Annotated in this window: 13 protein-coding genes; 7 read left to right on the plus strand and 6 right to left on the minus strand. The window is 56.6% G+C overall.

Features of this window, described 5'->3' with window-relative positions; translation table 11 throughout:
• Positions 1 to 320: 320 nt before the first annotated feature.
• Both lplA and JTA15_RS20695 read right to left on the minus strand, forming a co-directional pair.
• Positions 321 to 1,337 (minus strand): lipoate--protein ligase LplA, encoded by a 1,017-nt coding sequence (gene lplA, locus JTA15_RS20690; RefSeq protein WP_219372673.1) that lies wholly within the window; start codon positions 1,335 to 1,337, stop codon positions 321 to 323.
• A 39-nt stretch (positions 1,338 to 1,376) separates the two neighbouring features.
• Entirely contained in the window at positions 1,377 to 2,021 is a 645-nt protein-coding gene (locus JTA15_RS20695; RefSeq protein ID WP_040018580.1) for a YtjB family periplasmic protein, read from the minus strand.
• A gap of 117 nt (positions 2,022 to 2,138) precedes the next feature.
• Between JTA15_RS20695 and serB the strand changes: the two genes are divergently transcribed.
• Genes serB through nadR form a run of 3 tightly spaced genes read left to right on the plus strand, consistent with a single transcriptional unit; the run spans position 2,139 to position 5,772 of the window.
• Positions 2,139 to 3,107 carry a phosphoserine phosphatase gene (gene serB / locus JTA15_RS20700; protein WP_020885272.1) on the plus strand — a complete coding sequence of 323 codons (969 nt, stop codon included), beginning with the start codon at positions 2,139 to 2,141 and terminating at the stop codon, positions 3,105 to 3,107.
• A gap of 11 nt (positions 3,108 to 3,118) precedes the next feature.
• Positions 3,119 to 4,504, plus strand: coding sequence for a DNA repair protein RadA (gene radA, locus JTA15_RS20705; RefSeq protein WP_014168542.1), 1,386 nt, complete (start codon positions 3,119 to 3,121; stop codon positions 4,502 to 4,504).
• Positions 4,505 to 4,539: 35 nt separating this feature from the next.
• Entirely contained in the window at positions 4,540 to 5,772 is a 1,233-nt protein-coding gene (nadR, locus tag JTA15_RS20710; protein WP_219372674.1) for a multifunctional transcriptional regulator/nicotinamide-nucleotide adenylyltransferase/ribosylnicotinamide kinase NadR, read from the plus strand.
• A 59-nt stretch (positions 5,773 to 5,831) separates the two neighbouring features.
• Here nadR and JTA15_RS20715 read toward each other — a convergent pair whose 3' ends face one another.
• Positions 5,832 to 6,833 carry a zinc-binding alcohol dehydrogenase family protein gene (locus JTA15_RS20715; protein ID WP_063214206.1) on the minus strand — a complete coding sequence of 334 codons (1,002 nt, stop codon included), beginning with the start codon at positions 6,831 to 6,833 and terminating at the stop codon, positions 5,832 to 5,834.
• Positions 6,834 to 6,941: 108 nt separating this feature from the next.
• Between JTA15_RS20715 and JTA15_RS20720 the strand changes: the two genes are divergently transcribed.
• Positions 6,942 to 7,841, plus strand: coding sequence for a LysR family transcriptional regulator (locus JTA15_RS20720; protein ID WP_032681692.1), 900 nt, complete (start codon positions 6,942 to 6,944; stop codon positions 7,839 to 7,841).
• Positions 7,842 to 7,908: 67 nt separating this feature from the next.
• On the opposite strand, the gene ettA is transcribed toward JTA15_RS20720, so the two are convergent.
• The gene (gene ettA / locus JTA15_RS20725) at positions 7,909 to 9,576 is read right to left on the minus strand and encodes an energy-dependent translational throttle protein EttA (protein ID WP_014168546.1); all 1,668 of its coding nucleotides are present in this window, start codon (positions 9,574 to 9,576) and stop codon (positions 7,909 to 7,911) included.
• 227 nt (positions 9,577 to 9,803) lie between these two features.
• Between ettA and sltY the strand changes: the two genes are divergently transcribed.
• Positions 9,804 to 11,741, plus strand: a complete 1,938-nt coding sequence (gene sltY, locus JTA15_RS20730) for a murein transglycosylase (protein ID WP_219372675.1) — start codon at positions 9,804 to 9,806, stop codon at positions 11,739 to 11,741.
• Between the two features lie 54 nt (positions 11,742 to 11,795).
• Positions 11,796 to 12,125: a trp operon repressor gene (gene trpR / locus JTA15_RS20735; RefSeq protein WP_020885267.1), complete on the plus strand. Its 330-nt coding sequence runs from the start codon at positions 11,796 to 11,798 to the stop codon at positions 12,123 to 12,125.
• Here trpR and yjjX read toward each other — a convergent pair.
• Positions 12,116 to 12,631, minus strand: a complete 516-nt coding sequence (yjjX, locus tag JTA15_RS20740) for an inosine/xanthosine triphosphatase (protein ID WP_014168549.1) — start codon at positions 12,629 to 12,631, stop codon at positions 12,116 to 12,118. The two genes, trpR and yjjX, sit on opposite strands and share 10 nt — an antisense overlap.
• 50 nt (positions 12,632 to 12,681) lie before the next feature.
• On the opposite strand from yjjX, the gene gpmB reads away from it, so the two are divergent.
• The gene (gene gpmB / locus JTA15_RS20745) at positions 12,682 to 13,329 is read left to right on the plus strand and encodes a 2,3-diphosphoglycerate-dependent phosphoglycerate mutase GpmB (protein ID WP_014168550.1); all 648 of its coding nucleotides are present in this window, start codon (positions 12,682 to 12,684) and stop codon (positions 13,327 to 13,329) included.
• On the opposite strand, the gene robA is transcribed toward gpmB, so the two are convergent.
• Positions 13,326 to 14,195: an MDR efflux pump AcrAB transcriptional activator RobA gene (gene robA, locus JTA15_RS20750; protein ID WP_219372676.1), complete on the minus strand. Its 870-nt coding sequence runs from the start codon at positions 14,193 to 14,195 to the stop codon at positions 13,326 to 13,328. The two genes, gpmB and robA, sit on opposite strands and share 4 nt — an antisense overlap.
• Between the last annotated feature and the right edge of the window lie 75 nt (positions 14,196 to 14,270).

The following is a 14,270-nucleotide window of genomic DNA, read 5'->3' on the forward strand; positions in this document are numbered from 1 at the left end:
TATATTGTGGCTGCTCTAAATGGTGTATTTAGAATTTCTAAACGGGCAGTAATGAAAATATAAAAGCATAGATGGTGTGAATATTTTCACGCATTTTACGGGCATATTTCCGCTTTTTGTTGTTCAATTTATTATTGAAAATTATTAGCGGTTTTCGTAAGGCCGGGAAGCATTCAATGCCCTTCCCGACGATAATATAATATTTTTTAATGAGATGGGGCAGGCTGGATCCCTGAAGCCTGCTAAAAAAATAAGAATAAGACGTTATCGCGTAAACAGGTTACACCACTCGCCCGGCGAAGCTCGCCGGGCAACATGGTTTAGCGTACGGTCTGCGAAAGCCAGGCAGAAAGCTCGCCCAGCTCGATTGCCTGATCGGGGAACTCGCCACGTAACGCCTCACATGTCAGCTGCACCGTGTCGGCCCGATACAGGCAGCCCTGTAAGCGGCTGGCCAGCGCCTCCAGCGGCGCAGGGTTCAGGCTGTCCGTAAAGACCTGCGCCCGGGTAATGTGGCCTTTTTCCACGTCAAAATGAAGCTCCACGCCGCCCCAGGTGAAGCGCTCGTCCAGCAGGTGCGAGAAGGCCGGCGCCTGACCAAAGTTCCACTCCCAGCTGCTCTGACGGGCAAAGGTTTCCGCAAAGTTTGGCAGGTCAGGGGTGTTATCCGGGGAGATCACTTCGGCTTCGACCCGCTCGCCGTAGTGAGCGAAAAACGCTTCGCGGATGGCATCGCAGATCTGTTCATGGGTGATGCCCGGCAGTAATTCGGTCAGGTTGGCGACGCGGCCTCGCACGGAGGTGATACCTTTGGCCTGCAGCTTTTTCTTATCGGGATTAAGGTAATTCGCAAGACGGCTGAGGTCGGCATTCAGCAACAATGTCCCGTGATGGAATCCCCGGTCCAGGGTTTCACGGTAGGCGGAGCCGGAGACTTTGCGATCCCCGTCGGGGGTTTTGACGACCAGATCGTTGCGGCCTGACGCTTCGGCAGTCACGCCCAGCGATGTCAGGGCGTTAAGCACAATCGCGGTGGAAATGGTTTTATCGTATTCAGGTTTGCCCGCCATAAAGGTAAAGCAGGTATTGCCGAGGTCGTGAAATACCGCGCCGCCGCCGCTGCTGCGTCGCGCCAGGCGGACGTTATCCTCTTCCATACGCCGGGTATTACACTCTTTCCAGGGATTCTGCGCACGGCCAATCACCACCGTATCGGCGTTGCGCCATAAAAATAACACCCGTTGAGTGGCTGGCATCTGACGGAAGATGCACTCTTCTACCGCGAGATTGAACCAGGGATCGTGAGAGTCAGAGATAAGCAGGCGTAACGTCGTCATGGCAAAGTTCCTTTTCCGAATCGTAAGCCTACTTTATCACTATTCTTTCTTATCGCTCTCGTCCTCTTCGGGCACCGATTTACTGGCGGTCAGGAGGAAAGGCGATTGCTGCCAGCGGGTGCGTTTACCCTGCAGCAGCGTGCGTGCCAGCACCACACCGATGGCCAGCGAGAGCAGCAGCATCAGGCGCAAAATATTGGTGGTGTTGTCCACCTGTTTTGCTTCGGTGGGCAGGGTGTGGGTGTCGAGCGTCAGGCGCAAATACCCGAGCGGACCATTTTTCCCCTGCACGGGTTCGACGATCTGCTGATTGAAATAGCCGCCGGCTTTTTTGCCGTCCAGCGCCAGCCTGTCACGGACGTCAACGTGCTCACCGGCACGGGCGATCAAGTCGCCCTGTTCGTCATAGACACCGGCATCAAGAATGCGGCTGTTTTCGGTTAACTGGCGTAATATCTGACCTATGCGCTTCTCGTCCGGCGTTTCGGTGCGCATCGCCGGGGCGATGTTGAGCGTGACCTGACGCGCCAGAGTACGCGCCAGTTCCTCAAACTGCGGGTTACGTTGCCGCTGGTGATTCTGGCTGAACCACGATGCCCCTTGCATCAGCGCGACCAAGAGTGCGAGACATATCAGGACAATCACGGCACGATGAAGTCGGAATTTCAGTTTTGCGCGAGCCATATTCCACCTGCTGAAAATTTACGGCTTAATGTTGCCAGAAGTGATGGTTACAAGGTAGCCTCATGCGTTATTTTCCCTCTGGAACCTTCCGGCGCGAACGAATTCACAGGAGCTTCAATGCCGAACATTACCTGGTGCGACCTGCCTACGGATGTCTCTTTATGGCCAGGATTGCCGCTCTCTTTAAGTGGTGATGAGGTGATGCCTCTGGATTACCACGCTGGCCGTAGCGGCTGGCTGCTGTACGGACGCGGCCTGGACAAACAACGCCTGACCCAATATCAAACCAAACTGGGTGCAGCGATGGTCATCGTGGCGGCCTGGTGCGTAGAGGATTATCAGGTCATCCGCCTGGCAGGTTCCCTGACGCAGCGCGCGACCCGCCTGGCGCATGATGCCGGCCTGGACGTGGCGCCTCTCGGCAAAATTCCACACCTGAAAACGCCGGGTCTGCTGGTGATGGACATGGATTCCACCGCCATCCAGATCGAGTGTATCGACGAGATCGCCAGGCTTGCCGGCAGCGGCGAGCTGGTGGCCGATGTGACCGAACGCGCGATGCGCGGCGAGCTGGATTTCACCGCCAGTCTGAGACAGCGCGTAGCGACCCTGAAAGGGGCGGACGCGAACATCCTGCGCCAGGTGCGTGATGAGCTGCCGTTAATGCCGGGGCTGACGCAGCTGGTGCTGAAGTTAGAAACGCTGGGCTGGAAAGTGGCTATCGCCTCGGGCGGGTTCACCTTCTTCGCCGACTACCTTCGCGACACGTTGCGCCTGACCACCGTGGTGGCGAATGAGCTGGAAATCATGGACGGCAAGCTGACCGGCCAGGTGATCGGCGATATCGTGGATGCCCAGTACAAAGCCAATACCCTGACCCGTCTGGCGGAAAAATATGAAATTCCTGTCGTCCAGACCGTTGCCATCGGTGATGGCGCGAACGACCTGCCGATGATCAAAGCGGCAGGCCTTGGCATTGCCTACCATGCCAAGCCTAAAGTGAATGAAAAGACGGAAGTCACCATCCGTCATGCTGACCTGATGGGGGTGTTCTGCATTCTCTCCGGCAGCGTGAATCAGAAATAACGAGGTAAACCGTGGCGAAAGCTCCAAAACGCGCATTTGTCTGTAATGAATGTGGTGCGGATTATCCGCGCTGGCAGGGGCAATGTAGCGCCTGTCATGCCTGGAACACCATCACCGAAGTGCGTGGTGTGGCGGCTTCGCCGAGCGTGGCCCGCAATGAACGCCTGAGCGGTTATGCCGGCAACGCCGGTGTCGCGAAAGTGCAAAAGCTCTCGGATATTAGCCTCGAAGAGCTGCCGCGTTTCTCGACCGGCTTCAAAGAGTTTGACCGTGTGCTCGGCGGGGGAGTGGTGCCGGGCAGTGCGATCCTGATCGGCGGTAACCCGGGAGCGGGTAAATCAACACTGCTGTTGCAAACGCTCTGCAAGCTCGCCGAACAGATGAAAACCCTGTACGTCACCGGTGAAGAGTCCCTGCAGCAGGTGGCGATGCGTGCGCACCGTCTTGGCCTGCCAACCGGCAACCTCAACATGCTTTCGGAAACCAGCATCGAGCAAATCTGCATGATTGCCGAAGAAGAGCAGCCGAAGCTGATGGTTATCGACTCCATTCAGGTGATGCACATGGCGGATATCCAGTCTTCACCGGGGAGCGTGGCGCAGGTGCGTGAAACCGCCGCCTATCTCACGCGCTTTGCCAAAACGCGCGGTGTGGCGATTGTGATGGTCGGCCACGTCACGAAAGATGGCTCGCTGGCAGGGCCGAAAGTGCTGGAGCACTGTATCGACTGCTCCGTCATGCTCGACGGCGATGCCGATTCCCGTTTCCGTACGTTGCGCAGCCACAAAAACCGTTTTGGTGCGGTGAACGAGTTGGGCGTGTTTGCCATGACCGAGCAGGGGCTGCGTGAAGTCAGCAACCCGTCTGCCATCTTCCTCAGCCGGGGCGATGAAGTGACCTCCGGTAGCTCGGTGATGGTGCTCTGGGAAGGGACGCGTCCGCTGCTCGTGGAAATTCAGGCGCTGGTGGATCACTCAATGATGGGTAACCCACGGCGTGTGGCCGTTGGCCTGGAACAAAACCGCCTGGCGATCCTGTTGGCCGTACTGCACCGCCACGGCGGCCTGCAGATGGCGGATCAGGACGTGTTCGTCAACGTGGTCGGCGGGGTCAAAGTCACTGAGACCAGTGCGGATCTGGCGCTGCTGCTGGCAATGGTCTCCAGCCTGCGTGACAGACCGCTGCCGCAGGACCTGGTGGTGTTTGGTGAAGTGGGTCTGGCCGGGGAGATACGCCCGGTGCCAAGCGGCCAGGAGCGCATCTCCGAGGCGGCGAAGCACGGCTTTCGCCGCGCCATTGTGCCCGCCGCCAACGTGCCGAAAAAAATCCCGGAAGGGATGCAGGTCTTTGGCGTGAAGAAACTCGCAGATGCGTTAAATGTCTTTGACGACTTATAATTACGTATTCGATTTTGCAGGAGGCACCGTAATTTATGTCATCATTTGACTACATCAAGACCGCAATCCGCCAGAAAGGCTGCACGCTGCAGCAGGTGGCGGATGCCAGCGGCATGACCAAAGGCTACCTGAGCCAACTGCTGAACGCCAAAATCAAAAGCCCCAGCGCACAAAAGCTGGAAGCGTTGCACCGCTTTCTGGGGCTTGAATTCCCGCGTATGCAAAAGAACGTCGGCGTGGTATTTGGCAAGTTTTACCCGCTGCATACCGGGCACATCTATCTTATCCAGCGTGCCTGTAGCCAGGTGGACGAGCTGCATATCATCATGGGTTACGATGAAACCCGCGACCGTCAGCTGTTCGAGGACAGCGCCATGTCGCAGCAGCCAACCGTGCCGGATCGCCTGCGCTGGCTGCTGCAGACCTTTAAGTACCAGAAAAACATTCGTATTCATGCTTTTAATGAAGAGGGCATGGAGCCGTATCCGCACGGCTGGGATGTGTGGAGCAATGGCGTCAAAGCGTTCATGGACGAAAAAGGGATCACCCCGAACTGGATCTACACCTCTGAAGAGTCCGATGCGCCGCAGTTCCGCGAGCATCTGGGCATTGAAACCGTGCTGATCGATCCAAAGCGTACCTTTATGAACATCAGCGGGGCGCTGATCCGCGAAAACCCGTTCCGCTACTGGGATTACATCCCAACCGAGGTAAAACCGTTCTTTGTGCGCACTGTTGCGATTCTGGGCGGCGAGTCGAGCGGGAAATCGACGCTGGTCAACAAGCTGGCCAACATCTTTAACACCACCAGTGCGTGGGAGTACGGGCGTGATTACGTCTTCTCACATCTGGGCGGTGACGAGATGGCGTTGCAGTACTCCGACTACGATAAAATCGCGCTCGGTCATGCGCAGTACATTGATTTCGCGGTGAAATACGCCAATAAAGTGGCCTTCATTGATACCGATTTCGTCACCACCCAGGCGTTCTGCAAAAAATACGAGGGACGCGAGCATCCGTTTGTGCAGGCGCTGATAGACGAATACCGCTTTGACCTGGTGATTTTGCTCGAAAACAATACCCCGTGGGTTGCCGACGGGATCCGCAGCCTCGGCAGTTCCGTCGACAGAAAAGAGTTCCAGAGCATGCTCATCGGCATGCTGCACGAAAATAACGTGGAGTTTGTGCATGTGGAGGAGTCAGATTACGACAGCCGTTTCCTGCGCTGCGTAGAGCTGGTGAAAGAGATGATGGGGGAGCAGGGGTAATTCCCCCCATCCTAACCCTCTCCTGAGGGAGAGGGCCGGTGTGAGGGGGAACCCCCCCCTCAATACTCAACCACCACTTTGCCACGCATATGCCCGTCCAGCACTTTTCGGTGCGCTTCGGTGATGCTTTCGACGCTCAGCCCGTGCAGCGTTTCGCTCAGTGAGCTTTCCACCACGCCGTTATCCACCAGCTTCGCAACCTCGTTTAAGATCTCGCCCTGACGCGCCATGTCGGCGGTCTGGTACATGCTGCGGGTGTACATAAACTCCCAGTGCAGCGCGGCGGATTTGGATTTCAGCTTATCCTGGTTCAGCGGATGTGCGTTCTCAACGATGGAGCAGATATGCCCCTGCGGTGCGATCAGTTCACTGACGGCATCCCAGTGGCCGTCGGTATCATTGAGAATGAAAATGTAATCCACAAACGTCAGGCCCTGTTTAGCCAGTTCACCTTTCAGGTCCCGGTAATTCACCACGTGATCGGCACCGCGATCGCGACACCACTGAGCAGAATCTTCCCGCGAGGCGGTCGCGACGATCTTCACGTTGCTGCGATGCTTCGCAAACGGGATCGCCAGCGATCCTACGCCGCCCGCGCCGCCAATAATGAGCAGCGTTTTGTCCGGGCCGGCATCCTGGATATTCAGCCGTTCAAACAATCCTTCCCAGGCGGTGAGGGCGGTTAACGGCAAGGCGGCTGCGGCAGACCAGCCGAGGCTTACCGGCTTATGCCCGACAATGCGCGCATCGATCAGCTGATGGGTGGTATTGCTGCCCGGGCGGGTAATATCGCCCGCGTACCACACTTCATCACCCGGTTTAAAACCGCTAACACCTGCACCCACGGCTTTCACAATGCCGCTGGCGTCCCAGCCGAGAACGCGTGGTTCCGTCAGGCCGCTTCTGACGATGCCCGCGTGAACTTTGGTATCGACCGGGTTGATGGAAACGGCTTTTACCTCAACCAGCAGATCGTACTCGCCGGGCTGCGGCATCGGTTGGGTAATTTCAATGAAATCAGCAGGACTGTCTGGATTAACGGCAATGGCTTTAACTGACATGGTGAGCTCCTTTATGGAAAGCGTGTTGTTGAGACTAGTCTATTAAGTGCTCAGTCGCGTGATAAGATGGACAATTAAGAACGAAGTGTTCGTACAGGATGAACAATCATGTTTAAACAACTTCAGGACATGGCGCTGTTTGCGCTGGTGGCAGAGTTGGGCAGCTTTACCGCGGCGGCACAGAAAGCTGAGCTGCCGAAATCCAGCGTCAGCCAGCGAATCAGTCAGCTTGAGCAGCAGGTGGGGATCCGCTTGCTCAATCGTACTACGCGCAGGCTGAACCTGACGTTCGCCGGCGAGCACTATCTGGTTCACTGCCGTGAGATGCTGGCGGCAAGTGAACGGGCGGAGTACGCCATTCAGCGGCTGCGTGAAAACCCCAGCGGTCGACTGCGCATCACCTGCCCGGCCGGGATCGGCGCGACACTGCTGGCGCATTTGAATGCGGAGTTCCAGCTCCGCTATCCGGACGTTTCGCTTGACGTGTCCATTTCTGACGACGTGCTCGACCTGGTCGAGTCAGGTTTTGACGTGGCGCTGCGTACCGGTAAGCCGCAGGACTCCTCCCTGATTGGCCGTATGATTGGTCATTGCCCGCGTTATATGCTGGCCTCACCGGCTTACCTGGCGCGCCGGGAGCCGCTGACGCATCCCCGGCAGCTGGTGGATCACCGCTGTATTACCCACAAGGCGTGGTCTGAGTGGCTGCTGCAAAGCGAAAGTGAGGATTACCGTTATCTGCCGGATAACGCCCATCTGACGGATAATCTGGTGTATGCGCGCGAATGTGCCATCGCCGGCGCCGGGATCACGCTGCTTCCCGCTTTTTTACTTGAGGATAAGGTTGAAAAGGGCGCGCTGGTGAAGGTGCTGCCGGAGTGGAACGTCGAGGGGAACGATCTGTGGCTGGCTTACCCGAGCCGCAAGCTGAACTCGCCGGCGCTGATGCGTTATATCGACTTTGCGATGCAGTGTGATGAGGTGAAGCGGTTTTACGTGGGTGGGTGAACGGTGCGTCACTCACAGGATGTAGGAACAAACAAAAAAAACGGCAACTGACGTTGCCGTTTTACATTTATTTCGCGATACGTTTGTACTTAATACGTTTCGGCTCCAGCGCATCCGCGCCCAGCGTACGTTTCTTGTACTCTTCGTATTCGGTGAAGTTACCTTCGAAGAACTCCACTTTCCCTTCGTCCTGGTAGTCCAGGATGTGGGTTGCGATACGGTCAAGGAACCAACGGTCGTGCGAGATAACCATTGCACAGCCCGGGAACTCCAGCAGGGCGTTTTCCAGTGCGCGCAGGGTTTCAATGTCCAGGTCGTTGGTCGGTTCATCGAGCAGCAGCACGTTACCGCCAACCTGCAGCAGTTTGGCCAGGTGCAGACGACCACGTTCACCACCGGAGAGCTCGCCCACGCGTTTACCCTGGTCGGTGCCTTTGAAGTTAAAGCGGCCAACGTAAGCGCGGCTTGGCATTTCAGTGTTACCGATACGCATGATATCCAGGCCGCCGGAGACTTCTTCCCACACGGTTTTGCTGTTATCCATGGCGTCACGGAACTGGTCAACGGAAGCCAGTTTCACGGTTTCACCCAGAGTGATTGAACCACTGTCTGGCTGTTCCTGACCGGACATCATGCGGAACAGGGTGGATTTACCCGCGCCGTTCGGACCGATGATCCCCACGATGGCACCTTTCGGTACGGAGAAGGTCAGGTCGTCAATCAGCAGGCGATCGCCATAAGACTTACGCAGATTGGTGACTTCAACCACTTTATCCCCCAGACGTGCGCCAGGCGGAATAAACAGTTCGTTGGTCTCGTTACGTTTCTGGTATTCGGTGTTGTTCAGCTCTTCAAAGCGTGCCAGACGGGCTTTGCCCTTAGACTGACGGCCTTTAGCGCCCTGACGAACCCACTCCAGCTCTTTCTCGATAGACTTACGACGCGCGGCTTCCTGAGAGGCTTCCTGCGCCAGACGCTGGTCTTTCTGCTCCAGCCAGGAGGAGTAGTTGCCTTCCCATGGAATGCCTTCACCACGGTCAAGCTCCAGGATCCAGCCTGCAACGTTGTCGAGGAAGTAACGGTCGTGGGTGATCGCCACAACGGTGCCTTCGAAATCGTGCAGGAAACGCTCCAGCCATGCCACGGATTCCGCATCCAGGTGGTTGGTCGGTTCGTCGAGCAGCAGCATGTCTGGCTTTTCCAGCAGCAGACGGCACAGCGCCACGCGGCGGCGTTCACCCCCGGAGAGGTTCGCGATTTTCGCATCCCAGTCTGGCAGACGCAGGGCGTCAGCGGCGCGCTCGAGCTGCACGTTCAGGTTGTGGCCGTCATGCGCCTGGATAATCTCTTCAAACTTGCCTTGCTGAGCGGCCAGTTTATCGAAGTCCGCATCCGGTTCAGCGTATTTGGCATACACTTCATCCAGACCTTTCAGTGCGTTAACGACGTCAGAAACCGCCTCTTCAACGGATTCACGAACGGTGTGTTCCGGGTTGAGCTGAGGCTCCTGCGGCAGGTAGCCAATTTTGATGCCAGGCTGCGGACGGGCTTCACCTTCGATGTCTGTATCGATGCCGGCCATGATGCGCAGCAGGGTGGACTTACCGGCACCGTTGAGACCCAGAACACCGATTTTTGCGCCCGGGAAGAAGCTCAGCGAGATATTTTTAAGAATATGACGTTTCGGCGGGACAACTTTGCCGACACGATGCATGGTATAAACGAATTGAGCCACGTTGGACTTCGCCTCTTTTATCGTGATGAGAAAGAATATCAGCCTCGAAGTGTAGCCTTTTTCCCGTCTTAATCCCAGCCAGGAACGTCGGGAGTGTTAAAACGCGCAAGAAAGGTAAAAAAGCGTCCGCGACGTGGCGCGTTGCAGGATGCCTGGTTAGCATAAGTTAATTAGACTTTGACGTGGCAAGACGCTGCAATTGACGAAAAAACAATGAGGAAGAGCTTGTGGGAAAAGCCAAACAGGTGGTCTGGCGTCTGCTGGCTGCCAGCGTATGCGTGATGGCGGCAAGCCAGGCGGTGCATGCCGATTCACTGGATGAACAACGTAATCGCTACGCCCAGATTAAACAGGCGTGGGACAATAAGCAGATGGATATCGTGCAGGCGCTGATGCCGACCTTAAAAGCGTATCCTCTCTATCCGTATCTGGAGTATCGGCAGATCACTGACGATCTCATGAATCAACCCACGGTCACCGTGAATAACTTTATTCAGGCGAACCCGACGCTGCCGCCCGCGCGGACGCTGCAGTCTCGTTTTGTGAACGAGCTGGCACGTCGTGAAGACTGGCGTGGGCTGCTGGCGTTTAGCCCGGAAAAACCGAACACCACCGAAGCCCAGTGTAACTATTACTATGCGAAGTGGGTTACCGGACAGCAGGAAGAGGCCTGGGCGGGCGCGAAAGATCTGTGGTTGACCGGAAAAAGCCAGCCAAATGCCTGTGATTCCCTCTTTGGCGCATGGCGTGCGTCAGGTAAGCAGGATCCGCTGGCGTACCTTGAACGTATTCGCCTGGCGATGAAAGCCGGAAACACGCGGCTGGTTACCACGCTTGCGGGACAAATGCCGTCTGATTATCAGACGATCTCAACCGCCGTCATCGCCCTGGCGAACGATCCGAACAGCGTACTGACCTTTGCCCGCAGCACCGGCGCGACCGATTTTACCCGCCAGATGGCCGCGGTGGCTTTTGCCAGCGTGGCGCGTGACGACGTGGAAAATGCGCGGCTGATGATCCCGCAGCTGGTGCAGGCGCAGCAGCTCAATGAAGATCAAACTCAGGAGCTGCGCGACATTGTGGCGTGGCGACTGATGAGCACCGATGTAACCGACGAGCAGGCGCGCTGGCGAGACGATGCGATTATGCGTTCGAACTCCACGTCGCTGGTGGAGCGCCGCGTGCGTATGGCGCTGGGGACGGGCGATCGCCGGGGGCTGAATACCTGGCTTGCGCGTCTGCCAATGGATGCCAAAGAGAAAGACGAATGGCGTTACTGGCAGGCGGATCTGCTGATGGAGCGCGGGCGTGACGATGAAGCCAAAGAGATCCTCCATGCGCTGATGCAGCAGCGTGGGTTCTATCCGATGGCGGCCGCGCAGCGACTGGGTGAGGAGTACACGTTCCGCATTGATAAAGCACCTGCTAACGCCAACCCGGCGTTGACTCAGGGGCCAGAAATGGCGCGCGTTCGCGAGCTGATGTACTGGAACATGGACAATACCGCCCGTAGCGAATGGGCGAATCTGGTGACCAGCCGTACGACCGATGAGAAGGCACAGCTTGCCCGCTATGCCTTTGATAACCACTGGTGGGATCTGAGCGTGCAGGCAACGATCGCCGGCAAGCTGTGGGATCATCTCGAAGAGCGTTTCCCGCTGGCCTATAAAGATCTGTTTGAGCGCTACACCAGCGGTAAAGACATTCCGCAAAGCTACGCCATGGCCATTGCCCGTCAGGAGAGTGCGTGGAACCCGAAAGTCCGTTCTCCGGTTGGGGCCAGCGGCCTGATGCAGGTGATGCCGGGAACCGCGACGCACACGGTGAAGATGTTTAACATCCCGGGATACAGCAGCCCGTCACAGCTGCTGGATCCGGAGACCAACATCAATATCGGTACCAGCTACCTGCAGTATGTTTATCAGCAGTTCGGCAATAACCGCATCTTCTCCTCAGCGGCGTATAACGCAGGCCCGGGCCGCGTGCGCACCTGGCTTGGCAACAGCGCCGGGCGCATTGACGCCGTCGCGTTTGTGGAAAGTATTCCGTTCTCGGAAACCCGCGGCTATGTGAAGAACGTATTGGCTTATGACGCCTACTATCGCTATTTCATGGGACAAAAAGATACCCTGATGAGCGATGCTGAGTGGCAGAGACGTTACTGATGGGGCGGGTTGTGTTATGCTGTACTCGTTAATGAGTACAACAGGCGGCATAACATGACCCAGCATTCCCCGTATTCCTCGGCAATGGCCGAACAACGTCATCAGGAGTGGCTTCGTTTTGTGGAGTTGCTCCGCCAGTCTTACGACCAGGATCTGCATTTGCCTTTATTGCAGCTGATGCTGACGCCGGATGAGCGTGAAGCCCTGGGCACACGCGTGCGGATCATCGAAGAGCTGTTGCGCGGTGAGATGAGCCAGCGTGAGCTCAAAAATGAACTGGGCGCGGGTATCGCGACGATCACCCGCGGATCGAACAGCCTGAAATCCGCGCCGGTGGAACTGCGTCAGTGGCTGGAGTCTGTGCTGCTGGGCGCTCAGCGATAAATCGCGTTATGGAACGGGCTCAGGGCCAGAATCACCGCCTGGTGGTAAACGCCTGAACGCGTTAGTGCGCCAGCGGTAAAGACGCCAATCGCGCCTTCTTTGCGGCCAATTTCATCGATGCCGGTGTACTGAGACATCACCGGCCCGAGCGCTTCACCCGCAGATACTTTTTCCAGAATGATTTTTGGCAGCGGCAGGGTTGCTGAACGCGCTTCTCCACGCTGTTCACGGTTCTCGATGACCACCCAGCTGAACGTCGCGCCTTCGTCGATACCCGCTTCAATTGCCACCCAGAAGTCAGCATCCGGTGCGGCAGCCCTGGCGTTTGCCACGCGATTTCGTGCGCCAGCGCGCGTTTCCTCGCTGCCAAACGGCTGTTCAGGCACGCCACTCTCGACGCCGATGGCATCAATATGGCAGGATCCTTCGCCGAAAATCTCTTCGAATGCCCTTAGAATTGCCTGAATTTTGGCAGGATTGGTGGTAGCAGAGACAACATGGTGCATAATTAAGCTCGATTCAAAAAAAACTCATCGCAGTATAACGGAAAAAAAGCATGTTACAGGTATACCTTGTTCGCCACGGTGAGACGCAGTGGAACGCCGAGCGACGTATTCAAGGCCAGTCAGACAGTCCTCTTACTGAAAAGGGTGTGCAGCAGGCGTGGCAGGTGGCAGAACGCGCCAGAACGCTGGGCATTACGCATGTTATCACCAGCGACTTAGGTCGCACACAGCAGACGGCGCGCATCATTGCCGATGCCTGTGGTTGTGATGTCATGATCGAGCCGCGTCTGCGCGAGCTGGATATGGGCGTGCTGGAAAAACGGCATATCGATACGCTGACGGAAACGGAAGAGGGCTGGCGTCGCACGCTGGTCAACGGCACCGAAGATGGTCGTATTCCGGAAGGCGAATCCATGCAGGAGCTGAGCGTGCGTATGCATGCCGCGCTGGCGGAATGCCTGAAGCTTCCGGCCGGGAGCCGTCCGCTGCTGGTGAGTCACGGTATTGCGCTGGGCTGCCTGGTGAGCACGATTCTGGGGTTACCTGCGTATGCAGAGCGCCGTTTGCGTCTGCGCAACTGCTCTATTTCCCGTATCGACTATCAGGAAAGCGCGTGGCTGGCGTCAGGTTGGGTCGTAGAGATGGCAGGGGACATTTCGCATCTTGATGCCCCTGCGCTTGACGAACTTCAGCGTTAACGACGTATCGGAATTAAGTATTCCATACGCAGATTGATGGGGCCTTCTTCCGGTTTAGCATCGCTTGCCGGATAGTAGCGCTCAATATCCTGACCTTTACGGCGATTCAGGTTCAGCATTGGCATGCAGGTTCCGTAAACGGTCAGGATAAATTCCTGTACACCCGTTCCCAGCCCTTCATAAGCGAACATCACGTATTCGCCGCCTTCCAGCACCACGGGCTTTGAACCCTGAATATAGCCATTCGCCAGTTCTGGCGTTAACGCGGTGGTGTAGAACACCTCCTGCTCGTCGTCTTTTTCCTGGCTTGGGTGCGTTTCGTTGAGACCATACAGGATGGGCGGGATCGCCGGCGCATGGCTCAGGAAGTCGCGCCAGAACTGAACGCGCATCTGATGACGGAATTCGGAAATCTGCTCCAGCGAACAGGAGTAGCTTTGCGTCGTACCAATCAGGTGCGTTTCTGGCAGGGTGATAAATTCATATTTCGGCATTGCAAACTCACCCAGACGCAGCGGCGGACGCATGCCAAACGAGCTCCAGTCAGGCGAGCGGCGATAGAGCGCTGGCGTTAACGAGAACTGTTTTTTAAAGGCGCGGGTAAAGGTTTGCTGCGAGTCGAAACGATATTGCAGTGCAATATCCAGAATCGGCCGCGCGGTCAGGCGTAATGCCACCGCTGATTTTGACAGACGACGTGCGCGGATATAGGCCCCGATAGCATGACCGGTGACATCCTTGAACATCCTTTGCAGATGCCACTTGGAATAGCCTGCTTTAGCCGCCACATTATCCAGTGACAAAGGCTGGTCGAGATGACCTTCCAGCCAGGTGAGCAGGTCGCGAATAATTCCAGCCTGATCCATATACTATCCTCATCCTTAAAACAGCAGGTGCCTGATAACAGGTTAGCGGATAATAGCATTTTTTGATGTTTTAGC

It is taken from the genome of Enterobacter sp. BIDMC 29 (genome assembly GCF_019378755.1).
GTDB classification, from domain to species: domain Bacteria; phylum Pseudomonadota; class Gammaproteobacteria; order Enterobacterales; family Enterobacteriaceae; genus Enterobacter; species Enterobacter ludwigii.